The 14,088-nt window shown below is 69.7% G+C and carries 14 protein-coding genes and 1 pseudogene; 6 read left to right on the forward strand and 9 right to left on the reverse strand.

Going from position 1 to position 14,088, the window contains the following annotated elements; all coding sequences use genetic code 11:
• Positions 1-45 precede the first annotated feature (45 nt).
• Positions 46-855 (reverse strand): annotated as a pseudogene (locus tag D7231_RS01385) (MbnB/TglH/ChrH family RiPP precursor modification enzyme); the annotation flags it as partial.
• Positions 856-1,201: 346 nt separating this feature from the next.
• Here D7231_RS01385 and D7231_RS01390 point away from each other — a divergent pair.
• A complete protein-coding gene (locus tag D7231_RS01390) occupies positions 1,202-2,140 on the forward strand; it encodes an amidohydrolase family protein (RefSeq protein WP_120753029.1) in 939 nt (312 codons plus the stop codon).
• A 53-nt stretch (positions 2,141-2,193) separates the two neighbouring features.
• On the opposite strand, the gene D7231_RS01395 is transcribed toward D7231_RS01390, so the two are convergent.
• Positions 2,194-2,565 carry a cupin domain-containing protein gene (locus D7231_RS01395; protein WP_120753030.1) on the reverse strand — a complete coding sequence of 124 codons (372 nt, stop codon included), beginning with the start codon at positions 2,563-2,565 and terminating at the stop codon, positions 2,194-2,196.
• Positions 2,566-2,805: 240 nt separating this feature from the next.
• Here D7231_RS01395 and D7231_RS01400 point away from each other — a divergent pair, with 240 nt between their 5' ends.
• Positions 2,806-3,486 carry a DUF899 family protein gene (locus D7231_RS01400; RefSeq protein WP_120753383.1) on the forward strand — a complete coding sequence of 227 codons (681 nt, stop codon included), beginning with the start codon at positions 2,806-2,808 and terminating at the stop codon, positions 3,484-3,486.
• A 49-nt stretch (positions 3,487-3,535) separates the two neighbouring features.
• On the forward strand, positions 3,536-4,357 hold the full coding sequence (locus D7231_RS01405) for a lipase family protein (RefSeq protein WP_120753031.1): 822 nt from the start codon (positions 3,536-3,538) through the stop codon (positions 4,355-4,357).
• A gap of 4 nt (positions 4,358-4,361) precedes the next feature.
• Here D7231_RS01405 and budC read toward each other — a convergent pair whose 3' ends face one another.
• The 3 genes from budC to D7231_RS01420 form a co-directional block, all read right to left on the reverse strand.
• The gene (gene budC, locus D7231_RS01410; RefSeq protein WP_241999502.1) at positions 4,362-5,135 is read right to left on the reverse strand and encodes a meso-2,3-butanediol dehydrogenase; all 774 of its coding nucleotides are present in this window, start codon (positions 5,133-5,135) and stop codon (positions 4,362-4,364) included.
• A 95-nt stretch (positions 5,136-5,230) separates the two neighbouring features.
• Complete coding sequence (locus D7231_RS01415; RefSeq protein WP_147449667.1) at positions 5,231-6,289, reverse strand: DUF4185 domain-containing protein; 1,059 nt, start codon at positions 6,287-6,289, stop codon at positions 5,231-5,233.
• 173 nt (positions 6,290-6,462) lie between these two features.
• Positions 6,463-7,215, reverse strand: a complete 753-nt coding sequence (locus D7231_RS01420; protein WP_120753034.1) for a class I SAM-dependent DNA methyltransferase — start codon at positions 7,213-7,215, stop codon at positions 6,463-6,465.
• A 243-nt stretch (positions 7,216-7,458) separates the two neighbouring features.
• Between D7231_RS01420 and D7231_RS01425 the strand changes: the two genes are divergently transcribed.
• Complete coding sequence (locus tag D7231_RS01425; protein ID WP_120753035.1) at positions 7,459-8,070, forward strand: GNAT family N-acetyltransferase; 612 nt, start codon at positions 7,459-7,461, stop codon at positions 8,068-8,070.
• A 21-nt stretch (positions 8,071-8,091) separates the two neighbouring features.
• On the opposite strand, the gene D7231_RS01430 is transcribed toward D7231_RS01425, so the two are convergent.
• Entirely contained in the window at positions 8,092-8,472 is a 381-nt protein-coding gene (locus D7231_RS01430; RefSeq protein WP_120753036.1) for a VOC family protein, read from the reverse strand.
• Between the two features lie 159 nt (positions 8,473-8,631).
• The gene (gene eno / locus D7231_RS01435) at positions 8,632-9,933 is read right to left on the reverse strand and encodes a phosphopyruvate hydratase (protein WP_120753037.1); all 1,302 of its coding nucleotides are present in this window, start codon (positions 9,931-9,933) and stop codon (positions 8,632-8,634) included.
• A 215-nt stretch (positions 9,934-10,148) separates the two neighbouring features.
• Between eno and D7231_RS01440 the strand changes: the two genes are divergently transcribed.
• Positions 10,149-10,571, forward strand: a complete 423-nt coding sequence (locus D7231_RS01440; protein WP_120753038.1) for a MarR family winged helix-turn-helix transcriptional regulator — start codon at positions 10,149-10,151, stop codon at positions 10,569-10,571.
• A 33-nt stretch (positions 10,572-10,604) separates the two neighbouring features.
• Here D7231_RS01440 and D7231_RS01445 read toward each other — a convergent pair whose 3' ends face one another.
• Both D7231_RS01445 and D7231_RS01450 read right to left on the reverse strand, forming a co-directional pair.
• Positions 10,605-11,810 carry a glycosyltransferase gene (locus D7231_RS01445; RefSeq protein ID WP_120753039.1) on the reverse strand — a complete coding sequence of 402 codons (1,206 nt, stop codon included), beginning with the start codon at positions 11,808-11,810 and terminating at the stop codon, positions 10,605-10,607.
• A 245-nt stretch (positions 11,811-12,055) separates the two neighbouring features.
• Positions 12,056-12,838, reverse strand: coding sequence for a DUF899 family protein (locus tag D7231_RS01450; protein ID WP_120753040.1), 783 nt, complete (start codon positions 12,836-12,838; stop codon positions 12,056-12,058).
• A gap of 152 nt (positions 12,839-12,990) precedes the next feature.
• Here D7231_RS01450 and D7231_RS01455 point away from each other — a divergent pair, with 152 nt between their 5' ends.
• A complete protein-coding gene (locus tag D7231_RS01455; protein ID WP_120753041.1) occupies positions 12,991-13,899 on the forward strand; it encodes an aldo/keto reductase in 909 nt (302 codons plus the stop codon).
• Positions 13,900-14,088: the final 189 nt, after the last annotated feature.

Below are 14,088 nucleotides of genomic sequence, written 5' to 3' on the forward strand. Positions count from 1 at the left end.
CGCGTCTGTGTTCGTCAGGAACCTGCTGCGTTCTCCTTGCCACACCTCGCGGATTATTTCCAGCTCGCCTGCCAGCTCGCGGGGCGGAGGATAGTTGCCGTCCCGCTCCAGCAGTACTCCGGGAGGCGTCATCCGCCCGCACAGCTCCGCCAGCAGCTCAAGTACGGGCTGGGCGAGGGGGTGCTCATGCGTGTCGTACCACACGCCGTCGATCAGCCGGCCGCCCGCCACATGGACATAGGAGATCGCTTCCATCGGCAGCGCGGCGATCTCGGCTGCGGCGTCCGCCCCCAGATTGACCTGCCTGGTGTAAAGGTTGGCGACATCGATGAGCAGCCCTGCACCCGTCCGATCAGCCAATTCCGTAAGGAACTGCGCTTCGGACAACTCGTCCTCGGGCCACGCGAAATGAGGAGCTATGTTCTCCAGTGCAAGCGGTACGGGGAGTTCCTGCTGAGCGATCCGGACATTCTCCGTGATCACGTCGAGCGCCTCGCGGGTACGGGGTACTGGAAGCAGGTGCCCTGCCTCCAGTCCTTCGCTCCTCACAAACGCCAGGTGTTCCGTCACGAGAGGAGCGTCCAAGGCCACCGCGACCCGGGCCAGTCGCTCCAGCCGCGCCTTGTCAGGAACGTCGGCGCCGCCCAGGCCGAGCGCAACGCCATGCGGAATGACGGGGACCGCGCGCTCGCGCAGGAGCCGGATGGACGTCGGCAGATGATCCGGGCAGATGTTTTCGGCCACGACCTCGACCCATTCGACGCCCGGGAGTTGCTCCACGACGAAGTCGATCTCGTCCCGCCAGCCGATGCCCACGCCGAGTGCGGGCCAGGTCCCGGATGATTCGCCCACCATCATCCCCTTTCGCGCCCGTCCGACTGCCCCCGGATACCGCCGGCTGCCCTCGGATGCCGCCGAATGTGTCCCTGTTCTGACGGTACGCCAATGACGGCGCGGCCACCCCGGGCAGCTTCGGCCGCTGATGGGTGCCTCCGGGCCGGACCGGTCGGCTCGGAGGACACGCACACTCCCGACCCGTGATGCCGTCCTTCGGCCGGCCGAGTGGTCTCTTCGCTCGGCCGGGTTGCGCCCGTGCCCGGCCGGCTCCTCCCCGGCTGCGGCCCCGCTTTCATGGGTAGCGGTTGCCCTGCCGAGGCAGGCGCCGGTCCCGGGGCCGGGGGTCCGAGGAGGTTCGAAGGGCATGACGAATCCCGCACGCATCGATGTCCACCAGCACCTGATCCCGCCGGAGCAGCGCCGGGCGATGTCCGGCCGCGCCGCGGCCGTCGGCTGGCCCGCGCCGGTCTGGGACGTACGGAGTGCCATCGCGATGATGGACCGCCGGTCGATCGCCACCGGCCTGCTGTCGTTCGCGGCTCCGGTCGGGGCGCCCGACGACCCCGCGGGCGCCCGGGCCACGGCCCGGAGGGTCAACGAGTACACCGCGGAGCTGGTCAAGGACCGGCCCGAGCGGTTCGGGCACTTCGCCGTCCTTCCCTTGCCCGACGTGGACGGTGCGCTCGCCGAGGCCGCGTACGCCCTGGACGAGCTCAAGGCCGACGGCGTGATGGTGCTCTCCAACGCCCACGGCCGCTATCCCGGCGATCCCGCCTTCGAGCCGCTCTGGGCCGAGCTCGACGCGCGCGCCGCGGTCGTCCTTGTCCACCCCACCGGGCCACCGGGCACGGTGCTCCCGGACCTGCCCGGCCCGCTGGTGGACTTCCCGTACGACACGACCCGAGCGGCCCTGCACCTGGTCGTCAACGGGGTGCCGCGCCGCCACCCGCGCATCAGGATGATCCTGCCGCACGGGGGCGGCTTCGTGCCGTACGCCGCCCAGCGGCTCGCCTGTGCCGGGTGGCTACGGCCCGGCGTCACCCCCGAGGACGTCCTCGCCGACCTGCGGCGCTTCTACTTCGACACCGCGATCACGACCGGCCCGGCCGCCCTGCCCTCGCTCATGGCCTTCGCGGCGCCCGGGCGCGTGCTGTACGGCAGCGACTTTCCCATGGTCCCGGAGGAGTGGGGCACCGACTTCGACGCCGGGCTGGACGGCTATCCGCATTGGACGGCCGGGCAACTGCACGCCATCAACCGCGGCAACGCGGAAGGCCTCTTTCCGCGGCTTGCCTGCGGCTGATTCCGGGGCGGCGTCTCACACCGAGCGCCCATGAGGTGCTCGTTGCGAACCGCCTACCCCGCCGGAGGCTTGGCGAAGTCCGCGTAGCCCTGCCAGTCGATCACGACGCACGGCTCGTCACCGACGACCCACCCGTCATGGCCGGGCGGGCAGAGCATGCAGTCGCCGGGGCCGAACTCCTCCTCCTGCCCGTCGTCCATGACGACCTTGAGCCGGCCCGAGATGATGTAGCTCAGGTGGGCGGCCTGGCAGCTGTCGGTCCCGGCGATGGGCTTGACGTGCTGGGACCACCGCCAGCCGGGTTCGAACGTCGCCCGGCCCACCGGCCCGGCGCCCAGGTCCACCAGCTCCAGCCGCCCCTTGCCGCCCTCGAAGGGGCGTACTTCCTCCGGCGAAGCGAAGCTTTTGCGTACGAGACCGGCCATGGGACCCACTCCTCCAGCAAGTCGGCTGTCCTGAACATCTAGCCACGGGGACAGGCGTACGGCGAGCGCTGCGGGGCCGGGCGGGTGGCTCGGTGACGGGGGAGCCGGCCGACCGGCAGCCCCTCGCGAGGACGCCGCGGCGTCGCGCCGTCGCGTGGCGAGCCCCCCATCCCAAGCAGACAATGGCGGCGAGAGCGGCGACAGCGGGCAGAACAGCGCGAGCACATGGAGGCGGCGGCCATGCGGATGACCAATCTCGGCGAGGAACCGGCCGAATACGCCCGCGCCCGCGAAGAGCTGCGGCAGGCCGAGATCGAGCTCATGCGCCACCGCGAGCGCGTCGCCGACCAGCGCCGCCGGCTGCCGCAGGGCCCCGTCGTCGACGACTACGTCTTCGAGGAAGGCCCTGCCGACCTACAGGCCGGTGACACGCCCGCGACGACCGTACGGCTCAGTGAACTCTTCACCGGGCCCGGCCGCGACCTGGTCGTCTACCACTTCATGTACGGCAAGCGGCAGACCGAGGCGTGCCCCATGTGCACCATGTGGATCGACGGGTTCAACGGAGTCGCCCGCCACGTCACGCAGAACGCCGACTTCGTGATCGTCGCCGCGGCCGGACTGCCGACGCTGCGCGAGTACGGCCGAAGCCGGCAATGGACGAACCTGCGCCTCCTCAGCGCCGGCGCCGGGACGTTCAAGTACGACCTCGGCAGCGAGGACGCCGAGGGCAACCAGGACTCGACCGTATCGGTCTTCACCCGTGACGACGCCGGGTCGGTGCGCCACTTCTACTCGGCGCATCCCCGGATGTCCGACGACATCGACCAGCGGGGCATCGATCTGCTCAGCCCCGTGTGGAACATCCTCGACCTCACCACCCGCGGCCGGGGCGAGTGGTTCGCCGCGCTCGACTACTGAGGTCCATCGCCGTCATCCCCGCCCTCCTCCCGCGAAAGGAAGCCCTCCTGTGCCTGTGCCCTCCACGATCGACCACAAGGCCCGTACGTACAGCCTGACGCACGCCTACTGGCTGGCGCGGGCGTCCGACCTCGCCTACAAGGACGAGGCCACCATCGAGAAGCAGGCGCGGGACTGGGGCTTCGACCGGGTGCGGCATCACCGGACGCGGTTCACGCCGCCGTTCCCGCTGGAGGACACCCAGGCGTACACGATGGCCAGCGACGACATGGTCATCACGGCCTTCCGGGGTACGGAGCCCGCGCAGATCAAGGACTGGCTCTCCGACGCCACTACCCCGCCCTGGCCGGGACCGGCGAAGACCGGCTACGTCCACTACGGCTTCGGCGAGGCCCTGGAGTCGGTCTTCCCGGAGGTGAAGGCCACGCTCCGGGAGTTCCGCACGAACGGGCAGACCGTGTGGTTCACCGGGCACAGCCTGGGCGGCGCGCTGGCCATGCTCGCCGGCGCGCGCCTGTACCTGGAGGCCCCGAAGCTGCTGGCCGACGGCGTCTACACGTACGGCCAGCCCCGCACCTGCGACCGGCTGCTCGCCGCCGCGTGCAACAAGGGCTTCAAACAGCGCCTGTTCCGCTTCGTCAACAACAACGACATCGTGCCGCAGATGCCCCCGGAGCCCGCGTACACCCACGTCGAGACGCTGCGCTACATCGACTCCGGAGGCAAGGTCCACGAGACCATGTCGTTCCTCGGCGGCCTCACCGACAAGGCCAAGGGCCTGACCGCGGACCCGTTCGCCCCGGCCAGTGACGGCGTACGGGACCACTCGATCCGCAAGTACGTGGCGGCACTGGAGAAGAACCTCGCCTGAAATGTCAGAACATGCGCGGCTGACCGCTGGAAGCCCTGAGCCCGCCGTCCACGGGGATGTGGGCGCCGTTGACGAAACGGGCTTCGGGGCCGGCCAGGAAGGCGATGACATCGGCGACTTCGGACGGCTCGGCGGCACGCTGCATGGGGATGCGCTGACGGAACGCGGCCATCGTGTCCTCGTCCTCGAAGACGGGCGCCGCAACCGGGGTGCGCGTGAGGCTCGGGTGCACGGCGTTGACGCGTACGCCTTCGTGGCCGTGGTCGAGCGCCATGGCGTTGGTGAGGTTGACCAGTGCGCCCTTGGCGGTGTTGTACGCGGCCAGGCCCCAGTCCGCGCCGAGTCCGGACACCGAGCCGACGTTGACGATGCAGCCACCGACGCGGCGCAGGTGGGGCAGCGCGGCCCTTGAAGCGAAGAAGACACTGTCGACGTCGACTGCCAGGATGTGGCGCCACGTGGCGGTGTCGGTCTGCTCGACGGTTCCCATCGCGCCGGTGCCCGCGTTGTTGACGAGGACGTCCAGCCGGCCGTATTCCTCGGCCACCCCCGTGATCAGTGCGTTGACCGCGGACTCGTCGGAGACGTCCGCGACCCGCGTGACGATGGTCGAACCCGTGGGCGCGGCGTCGGCAGCCTGCTTGAGCCTGCCCTCGGTCCGCCCGACGATGATCACCGTGGCGCCGTCGCGCCCGAAGCGGTACGCGGTGGCGGCGCCGATACCGGACCCGCCGCCGGTGACGATGACGACCTTGCCGGCGAAGCGGTTCTCGTCCACAGCAACTCCCTTTGGGTGGGTGGTGGCGTGCCACGACATGCTCGCTCAAGGTAATCCGGCAGGGGAAGGAGGTGTTCAGATCCGTTCAGATCCGTTCAGCGCGCCGAGACGGTCAGGCGCAGGAATCGCGGCCGGTAGATGTCCGCGCGGTGGATGACGTCGGCCGGGGCGAGGCTGTTGACGTTGTACGAGAGCACGATGTCATGGCGGCCGTGTTCGAGCTCGGGATGCTCGTGGGGGTTGTAGGCGATGACGTTCCGGTTGCGGTACGTGCCTGCCGGTCCGGCTTCCGGCGCCGTATACACCGTCCGAGGCTGCGTAAAAGGGCCGCCGGGGGAGCGGGACCAGGCGATCTGCGTCTCGGCACTGAACGGCACATCCGCGCGCTGGGTCACCAGCGCGTACCAGGAGCCGTGCCGCACCACGCTGACCTCGTCCGAGGTGAACAGCGCGCCTCCGGGACCGGCCAGCCGGGCGGCGTCCGCCTCACGGCCGGACCAGACGCCGCGCGCCGTCCAGTACTGCCAGGGACGCCGCAGATCACGGCCGGTGACCCGGGCGAGCCGCAGACGGCTGCGGCCGTCGGGGGTGCGCTCGGTTCCGTAGACGTACGTATATCCGCCCTGCCGCTCCAGCCACGCGCCCCAGGCGGTGCGGGCGGAGGACGGCAGCGGCGTGACGGACGCCGGCCGGCCGTAGGTGCCGGCGCGGAACCGGGCCAGTACGTTGCCTCGCCAGACGATGTCCAGCGGGCCGCTTCCGGTTTGGGCGTAGCGAGCGTAGACGACGCTCACGCCGTGGCCGTCGGGGACGCCCGCGCGTGCCCAGTACCAGGACGCGCGGTCCGGGCCGGGCATCGGTGGTGCGGGCTGTCCGTCCTGATCCCGGCCGGTCACGGTGCGCGGGCCGTGCGCGGTCCACAGTACGAAGCTGTTGTGCAGGAAGGGGGTCGTCCCACCGTCGCCGACGGTGGGGGAGCGGGAGCCGTCGGGCCGTACCGTGCCGAGAAAGGTGTCGGAGAACAGCCACAGTTCGCCGTCCGGGGCCGGCATGGAGTACGTGCTGTCCCCGCCGGTCCAGTGCCGCGGTGAACGGTCACGGTCGGCGTACGCCCCGAAGGCCGCGGTGAGGGCGGCGGCGGGGCGTACGTCCACTACGCGTGGCGGTCCGGCGGCCGGGGCGGACCCCGACGGAAGGAATGCGCAGAGTACGGAGAGGACGGCGGCCGCGGCGTATTTCTTCAAGGCGGAGATCTGCATTTGCATCTGCATGGCGCAGGGTTCAACGAGCTGCTCGCCGCGGGAGTGACCTCAGCCGTGGATGTTTGTTACGCCGCGTTGTCCGCGCCTGCTCGTTCGTAGACGCTGATGTGGCGCCAGCTCGCGGCGGTGTACGGCTCGCCCTTCCAGCCGCCCCACCGTTCGCGCAGCCGGAGTCCGGCAATGCGTGCCATGAGGTCGAACTCGGGCGGGTGGGCCAGGCGCAGGCTGATGGGGAAGAGCCTGATACCCGCGCCGCTGATGCGGATGTGGCTCACGTCGAGGATCTGGGTCAGTGGGTCGTACTGGCCGGCATCGACATCGACGTGCTCAAGTCCGATCTGCATGGTGTCGAGGTACTGATGGCCGGGGCGTGAGGGCGCGGTGGGGATGCGGCATTCGAGGACGAACACGCCGTCGTCGGTGAGATGGCCGGCGGCGTTCTCGAAGCATCGGACCTGGTCCTCCTGGGTGAGCAGGTTGCCGATCGTGTTGAAGACCAGGTAGACCAGCCCGTAGGTGCGGTCGGTGGTGATGCGGGACATGTCGCCCATGGTCACGTCGACTTGATCACCACCGGGTTTCTCGCGCATCCGGTCGACCATGTCCTGCGACAGCTCGATCCCGTCCACCCGTACCCCGGCTCGCATGAGGGGCAGCGCGATCCGGCCGGTTCCCACAGCGAACTCCAGGGCGCTCCGCTGTCGCCCTGCGAGCCTGGCCAGGAACTCGACGGTCTCGGCCTCGTCGCCGCGTGGATCGTCGTCGTATTGCCGGGAGACCTCGTACCCGAAGCTCGCCCTGGGATCGAACCCCTTCACGTAGCGCTCCTCTCATGATCAGCCGAGGTGCTTGGTCATGCCTGACGCCTACTCGCGAGTCCGGGCCGGACCCTAGCGCCGAAGCTCCTGAAGCGCCACGCATTTAGTGATTGGCTCCGCCCCGGCACCTCCCCGCAACCAACGGCTCCATATCTATATAGAGGGGATATTTGCCACCGCATCCCTGGGGAATCGGTAGAACGACCGATGCACTGGAAAGATCTTGGAACCTACGTTGGCCGCATGCAGTCACCGAACACACCCAAGCCGATCGAGACCGGCGACACCCTTGAGACCACGCGCATCCTGGCCCGCGCTTTCGGGGACGACCCGATGATGCTGTGGCTCTTCCCTGACGAGGAAGGGCGCGAGGGCCGTCTCGCCCAGTGGTTCGACATCATGCTCACGCAAAAGTACGGCCCGCTCGGCCACTGTGAACGCACCGACGCGGCAGCAGCCTTCTGGACACCGCCCGGCACGGCCGAGCAGCACCCGGACGAGGAGACGCTGGCCCGCATCAGCGGGCTGCTGGGCCAGCACACGGCCCGGCTGGGAGAAATGCTGGAGCTGGTCGGCAAGGCGGTCCCGCAGGAACCCCACTGGTACCTGGCGGTGCTCGGCTCCGACCCGGCGGCCCAGGGCCAGGGCCACGGCGCTGCCCTGCTGCGCTCGGGCCTGGCCAAGGCGGACGCCGCCGGCCTGCCGGCCCACCTCGAATCGTCGAAGCAGGACAACATCGGCTTCTATGAGCGATTCGGGTTCACCGTGCGGGGCGAGATCCACGTACCCGGGGGCGGCCCGACGCTCTGGTCGATGTGGCGAGAGGCGCGTGGACGCCTTGACCAGCATTCATAGCGGCGCTGTCGGAGTGCTCACTCAGAGCGGGTTGAGGCGGGCCTTGAGCAGGCAGAACTCATTGCCCTCGGGGTCGGCGAGAACGTGCCACTGCTCCTCGCCGGTCTGGCCGATGTCGGCCGGGCGCGCCCCGAGCTTCAGGAGGCGTTCGAGCTCGGCGTTCTGATCGCGGTCGGTGGCGTTGACGTCGATGTGCAGCCGGGACTTCCCCGGCTGCGGCTCGTCGCTCCGGCTGAAGATGATCGTCGGCTGCGGGCCGCCGAACCCTTCGCGCGGCCCGATCTCGATGCAGTCGTCCCCTTCGCGGTCGAGCACGACGAAGTCCAGGACCTCGCACCAGAACCGCGCCAGCGCCTCGGGGTCGCGGCATTCGAGCACGAGCTCACTGATACGACATGCCATGGACGCAACCTACTCTCAGCGTGGGAACTGCCGGGGTGACGGCGCGCGGAACCCCCTTGAGGGTCCCCGCAGTGGGAACGTGAGCGAGACCGTACCGGGTGAACCGAGCGGGTGAGAAGGGATTTTCGGGGGGCCTCATACGGCCCCCCCGGCCATTCGTCAGGAGCGGTTCAGAACCGCTCCGCCCGCGTATCGCGCGGATGCGCCCAGTTCCTCTTCGATCCTGATGAGTTGGTTGTACTTCGCCGTGCGGTCGGACCGGGACAGTGAGCCGGTCTTGATCTGGCCGCAGCCCGTCGCCACGGCCAGGTCCGCGATGGTGGTGTCCTCCGTCTCGCCGGAACGGTGCGACATGACGACGGTCCAGCCGGCGCGGTGCGCAGTGGCGACGGTGGCGAGGGCTTCGGTCAGGGTGCCGATCTGGTTGACCTTGACCAGGACCGAGTTGCCGACACCGGTGCGGATGCCCTCGCGCAGCAGGTTCTCATTGGTGCAGAAGACGTCGTCGCCGGTGAGCTGGCAGCGGTCGCCGACGCGGGCGGTCAGCTCCCGCCAGCCGTCCAGGTCGTTCTCGGCCATCGGGTCCTCGATGGAGACGATCGGGTACGCGTCGATCAGCTTGGCCAGGTAGCCGGCGTGTTCGGAGGGCGTGCGGCGCACGCCCTCGCCCGCGTACACGTACGTGCCGTCGTGGAAGAACTCCGACGAGGCCGGGTCCATGACCAGGCCGATGTCCGTGCCGGGCCGGTAACCGGTGCGCTCGATGGCCGTCATGACGAAGTCGAGCGCTTCCTCGGCGGTACGGAGTGCGGGCGCGAAGCCGCCCTCGTCGCCGACGCCCGTGGCGTGCCCGGCGGACAGCAGGCCGCGACGGAGCGTGTGGAAGACCTCGGAGCCCATGCGGACGGCTTCCGCGAAGGTCTCCGCACCGATCGGAGCGATCATGAACTCCTGGAAGTCCAGCGGGTTGTCGGCGTGGGCGCCGCCGTTGACGATGTTCATCATCGGCAGCGGGAGAAGGCGGGCGTCGGCGCCGCCGAGGTAGCGGTAGAGCGGCTGATGGTGGGCCGCCGCGGCGGCCTTTGCGGCGGCGAGGGAGACGCCGAGGAGCGCGTTGGCGCCGAGCCGGGACTTGTCGGCCGTGCCGTCGAGCGCGACGAGCGCGGCGTCGAGCCCCGCCTGATCGCCGGCGTCGCGCCCGACGACCGCTGCCGCGATGTCGCCGTTGACGTGGGCGACCGCACGGTCGACGCCCTTGCCGTGCCAGCGCCCGGGGTCCCCGTCACGCAGCTCTACGGCTTCCCTCGCGCCGGTGGAGGCGCCGGAGGGGACGGCGGCGCGGCCGAGGGATCCGTCGGCGAGGCGGACATCGGCCTCGACGGTGGGGTTGCCCCGGCTGTCGAGGACCCTGCGGGCGGTGACGGACTGAATGACGGTGGACTCAACTGCCGTGGAAACCATGGGAGGTCCTTCGCGTTGATGCACGTCGCGGCCCTGCTGCGACAGCGCTGGCGCGTACCGCGACAGCAGTGACTGTACAGCAATGCTGTTCAGTCACACTGTTCAGATGTGCTGTTCAGGTGTGCTGTTCACTCATGCTGCTCAGTCGTGCTGTTCAGTTCGGCTGCGCAGGTGAGGTGCACAGCTTCGCTGGTCATCACCGGTTAAAGTGCCCTATGAACACCCCGGAACCCGCCGCCGTCGCCACCGAACTGCGTACCGCGATGGGCAAGCTCACACGGCGCGTGAAGCACGAGGACCGGATCCCGCACGGCCAGGTCGCCGTGCTCGGCACGCTCGATCGTGACGGAGCCATGACCACCAGCGACCTGGCGGCGGATCAGCGCGTACGGCCCCAGTCCATGGCCCGCGCGGTCGGGCTGCTCATGGAACAGGGGCTCGTCGTCCGCCGGGCGCATCCCACGGACGGCCGCAAGTTCCTGGTGGAGCTCTCTCCTGCGGGACAGGCCGCTCTCGAAGCGGAGCGCGGGCGCAGGGCGGGCTGGCTCGCCCAGGCCATCGAGCTCGAGCTCACCGGCGAGGAGCGTGAGGTGCTGGCGCGCAGCGCCGCCCTGATGGAGCGGCTCGCCGCGCGTTAGAGGTGTGCCCGAGAGATCCGATGGATCGGGACATCAGTGGTTCGGTGAAGGCACCGCGGCGAAGTTCTGGTAGCTGGCGAGGAGCTGCGTACAGCCCTCTTCCGTGGCGAACTGGGCGGCGTCGGCGCGTGCCTGGCCCGTGACGTGGCCGTTGTCGTTGAGGGCCGCGTCGAGGGCGCTGAGGAGTGCGTCGGGGTTGTCGGGCTGGAAGAGGTAGGCGTTGTGGCCGTGGGAGAGGATGCCGCTGATGCCTCCGCTGGAGGGGGTGACCACGGGGATTCCGGAAGCCATCGCTTCGACGACGGTGCGGCCGAAGGTCTCGTAAGGGCAGGCCGTGCAGAAGGCGTGGCAGGAGCCGTAGAGGGCGCTACGGTCAGCGCCGTGAACGAAGCCGAGGAGGTGGATCCGGGGTGAGACCGCGGCAGCCTGTTTTGCTATCCGGGCGGTGATGTCGCGGGGGCCGCCGCCGGCGATGAAGAGCGAGAGGTCTTCGTTGCCGGGCAAGGAGCTCAGCTTGCGGAAGGCCTCGATGATGAGGTCCACGCGCTTCTCGCGGGCGAGGCGGCCCAGGTAGAGCAGGCGTTTGCCACGGCCGTCGTAATGAGGCGCCAATCTGGAAAGGACTGCGGCGTCGGCGCGGCTGGCGCTGAAAGAGTCAATGTCGACGCTGTCGAAGGGGACTTGCTCGATCCGTACGTCGCTCAGCTCACGCAACGTAGCCGCGGCGTGGGGAGTCGCGCAGATGGCGGCGTCGAAATGGCGGTACACGTAACGCATGATGGGCGGGAAGAACCGGGTCCGCAGGTGACGTAGGACCGGATAGCTGCGGGCGGAATTGAAGTGGTCGCCTTGGTACTGGGCCACATAGGGCACGCCGTGCCGTCTTGCGTAAGCGTGACCCGGCATCCCCCACGAGGCGAAGAGGAAAGACCGTTCGGGGTCGGTGACGACCACCAAGTCCGGCGCGAGCTCTTCCAGCGCGGCGTCGATCTGCGCGAGTGCGGCTCGGCGCGGGACGCGCAGCATCGGATAGGGCAGCCACGGCTTGGCGGCGTAGGGAATAACTTTCAGACCGGGCATGCCGGCCCCGGCCGGGGGACCGCCGTCGGGGGTTTCGGGGACCAGCAGGCATAAACGTACGTCCTGCTGTGCGGCGAACCACCGGGCTCGCTCCATGTTTCCCAGCGAGATGCCGCTGACCTCGGGCGGAAAACTCGCGGTGATCCAGACGACGGTCATCGGGGTTGTTTCGGCACGCGGGAGCAACTGAACGACCTCTCCATCAGGCTGAGGCTCTCCACGATGCGCGGATGCGCTGATGGGCGGATGGAGAGTGTGATGTGTGGGTTTTCAGTGGAACTGTGTGGCGTAGCGTGAACGCAGCCTAGCGCCTTGTACGCAGTGGGTGGAAGGTAGCCGATGTGCCGGTGAGACGGCTGTTGGCTGCTCGCTGTTGGTTGCCCGCTGCCGGTGACGTAGGCCCATCAGTGGTGGTGGCCCTGCCGGCCGAGGGTCTCCACGGGGGTCGCGCCGGGGCGGGTCCACTGCGGCACGGGGCGGCTGGTCGGGCCCCAGGTGGCGTTCCCGTCCGCGTCCGAGCGCCAGGACCAGCACGGGCCGCGGCCCTCGGGCCGGCCCTCGGGGTTGTCCTCCCACGCCTCGCCGCGGCCGTAGGGCGTCATGTCGAGCAGGCCGAGGGAGCCGTTGACCCGCTCGTTGCCGCGGCCCGTCGTGGAGTAGGTGAGGAACGCGCGGTCGCCGTCGCGCAGGAAGCAGGTGAGGTAACCCATGGGGTCGCCGACCGGCGCGGCCACGTCGCGCACCGAGTACCAGGGCTGGGTGTAGCCCATGAACTCGACATAAGCTGCCACCTCCTCCCACCGGCCCGTGGTCAGGACGGCGAACGAGACTCCGCGGGCGTTGAGGTAGGCGGCGTCCTTCAGGTGCCAGGCCGTGGTGGTGCAGCCCTCGCACTGCCCCTGGTGCGGCGCGCCGTCGTACCACATGTGCTTGTAGACCACGAGCTCGTCGCGGCCCTGGAACAGGTCCAGGAAGGGGACCGGGCCGTCGGGTCCGACGACCTCGACCGTCCCGTCGAACTCCACCATCGGCAGCCGGCGGCGGGCCGCGGCGATCGCGTCGCCCTCGTGGGTGTAGGCCTTTTCGCGGACCAGGAGCTCGTCACGGGCGGCCTGCCAGGTGGCCAGGTCGACCACGGGCGGGCGCCCGGGCAGCGCGGTGGTCGGATCGTCCGGCGTAGGCGACATGGCGTCCTCCGTGATGTTCCGTCTCGTGCCGGGCAGCGTCGTTTCGTACAACGGCTGGCGTACCACGACTTTCGACAGCAGATTAGACGCGCGGCCCGGCCGGAACTCATTGCGACTTGGCGGTCACCCCACGATGTGCGGATCATTCCGCCATGACCTCACAGACGATCAACGCGGCGGCCGCAGGTACCTGGACGCTGGGAGACCTCGCCGTCCACCGGATCGGCTTCGGCGCGATGCGCCTGCCGCAGACCGGCGAGGCGCTCGTCCCCGACGCCGTCCCGCGCGACCGCGACGAAGCGATCGGCGTATTGCGCCGCGCGATCGAGCTCGGCGTGAACCACATCGACACCGCCGCGTTCTACTTCTCCCCGCTGCGCTCCGCCAACGAACTGATCAACCGGGCCCTGGCCCCCTACCCGGACGACCTCGTCATCGCGACCAAGGTCGGCCCGGCCCGTGGCCCGTCCGGCGAGTGGGTGACCCATGCGACGGCCGGTCAGTTGCGCGGACAGGTCGAGGAGAACCTGCGCCAGCTCGGACGCGACCACCTGGACGTGGTGAACCTGCGCATCCTCGGTACCGGTTCGCTCGCCGAGCGGTTCGGGGCGCTGGCCGAGCTGCGCGACGCCGGACTCATCCGCCACCTCGGCATCTCCAATGTCATCCCCGCACAGCTCGCCGAAGCACAGGCCATTGCTCCAGTGGTGTGCGTGCAGAACCCGTACGGGATCGGCATGCGCCCCGACCAGGACGAGCTCGTTCGTATCTGCGGCGAGCAGGGCGTCGCCTTCGTGCCGTTCTACGCGATCGCGGCCACCGGGCGCGAGGCCGGGGCGGCCGGCGGCGAGCACCCGGAGATCCTGGCCGTCGCCCGGGCACACGGAGTCGGCCCGGCCCAGGTGCGGATCGCCTGGACCCTGCACCGCGGTCCGCACGTCCTGGCCATCCCCGGCACCGGCAACCCGGACCACCTGGCGTCCAACGTCTCCGCCGGGGCCCTGCGCCTGTCGGAGGACGAGCTTGCCGCTCTCGAGTCCGTTCACCGCAGAGGTCTCTGAGCATCGGAGGACCGGGGGTACCGGGGGTACCGGGGGCATGGATCTGGGCGGTCAATGGTGGCGCTTAAGGGTGCTCTTGGCGATGCCTGCGGCCGGGGTGCGAGGGCCGGGGCAGGCCGCGCGGTTATATGACCAGGGTTGCGCGCCGAGGGGCTCCGCGCTCCCTCGGGAGCCGGGAACGGTTGGTGA

This window comes from Streptomyces klenkii (assembly GCF_003626645.1).
GTDB lineage: Bacteria > Actinomycetota > Actinomycetes > Streptomycetales > Streptomycetaceae > Streptomyces > Streptomyces klenkii.

What these genes read in the sequence shown, in the direction of transcription:
- D7231_RS01390 (WP_120753029.1), top strand. Translation starts at nt 1,202, where the DNA reads ATGACGAATCCCGCACGCATCGATGTCCACCAGCACCTGATCCCGCCG.
- D7231_RS01395 (WP_120753030.1), bottom strand. Translation starts at nt 2,565, where the DNA reads ATGGCCGGTCTCGTACGCAAAAGCTTCGCTTCGCCGGAGGAAGTACGC.
- D7231_RS01400 (WP_120753383.1), top strand. Translation starts at nt 2,806, where the DNA reads ATGCGGATGACCAATCTCGGCGAGGAACCGGCCGAATACGCCCGCGCC.
- D7231_RS01425 (WP_120753035.1), top strand. Translation starts at nt 7,459, where the DNA reads ATGCAGTCACCGAACACACCCAAGCCGATCGAGACCGGCGACACCCTT.
- D7231_RS01430 (WP_120753036.1), bottom strand. Translation starts at nt 8,472, where the DNA reads ATGGCATGTCGTATCAGTGAGCTCGTGCTCGAATGCCGCGACCCCGAG.
- eno (WP_120753037.1), bottom strand. Translation starts at nt 9,933, where the DNA reads ATGGTTTCCACGGCAGTTGAGTCCACCGTCATTCAGTCCGTCACCGCC.
- D7231_RS01440 (WP_120753038.1), top strand. Translation starts at nt 10,149, where the DNA reads ATGAACACCCCGGAACCCGCCGCCGTCGCCACCGAACTGCGTACCGCG.
- D7231_RS01445 (WP_120753039.1), bottom strand. Translation starts at nt 11,810, where the DNA reads ATGACCGTCGTCTGGATCACCGCGAGTTTTCCGCCCGAGGTCAGCGGC.
- D7231_RS01450 (WP_120753040.1), bottom strand. Translation starts at nt 12,838, where the DNA reads ATGTCGCCTACGCCGGACGATCCGACCACCGCGCTGCCCGGGCGCCCG.
- D7231_RS01455 (WP_120753041.1), top strand. Translation starts at nt 12,991, where the DNA reads ATGACCTCACAGACGATCAACGCGGCGGCCGCAGGTACCTGGACGCTG.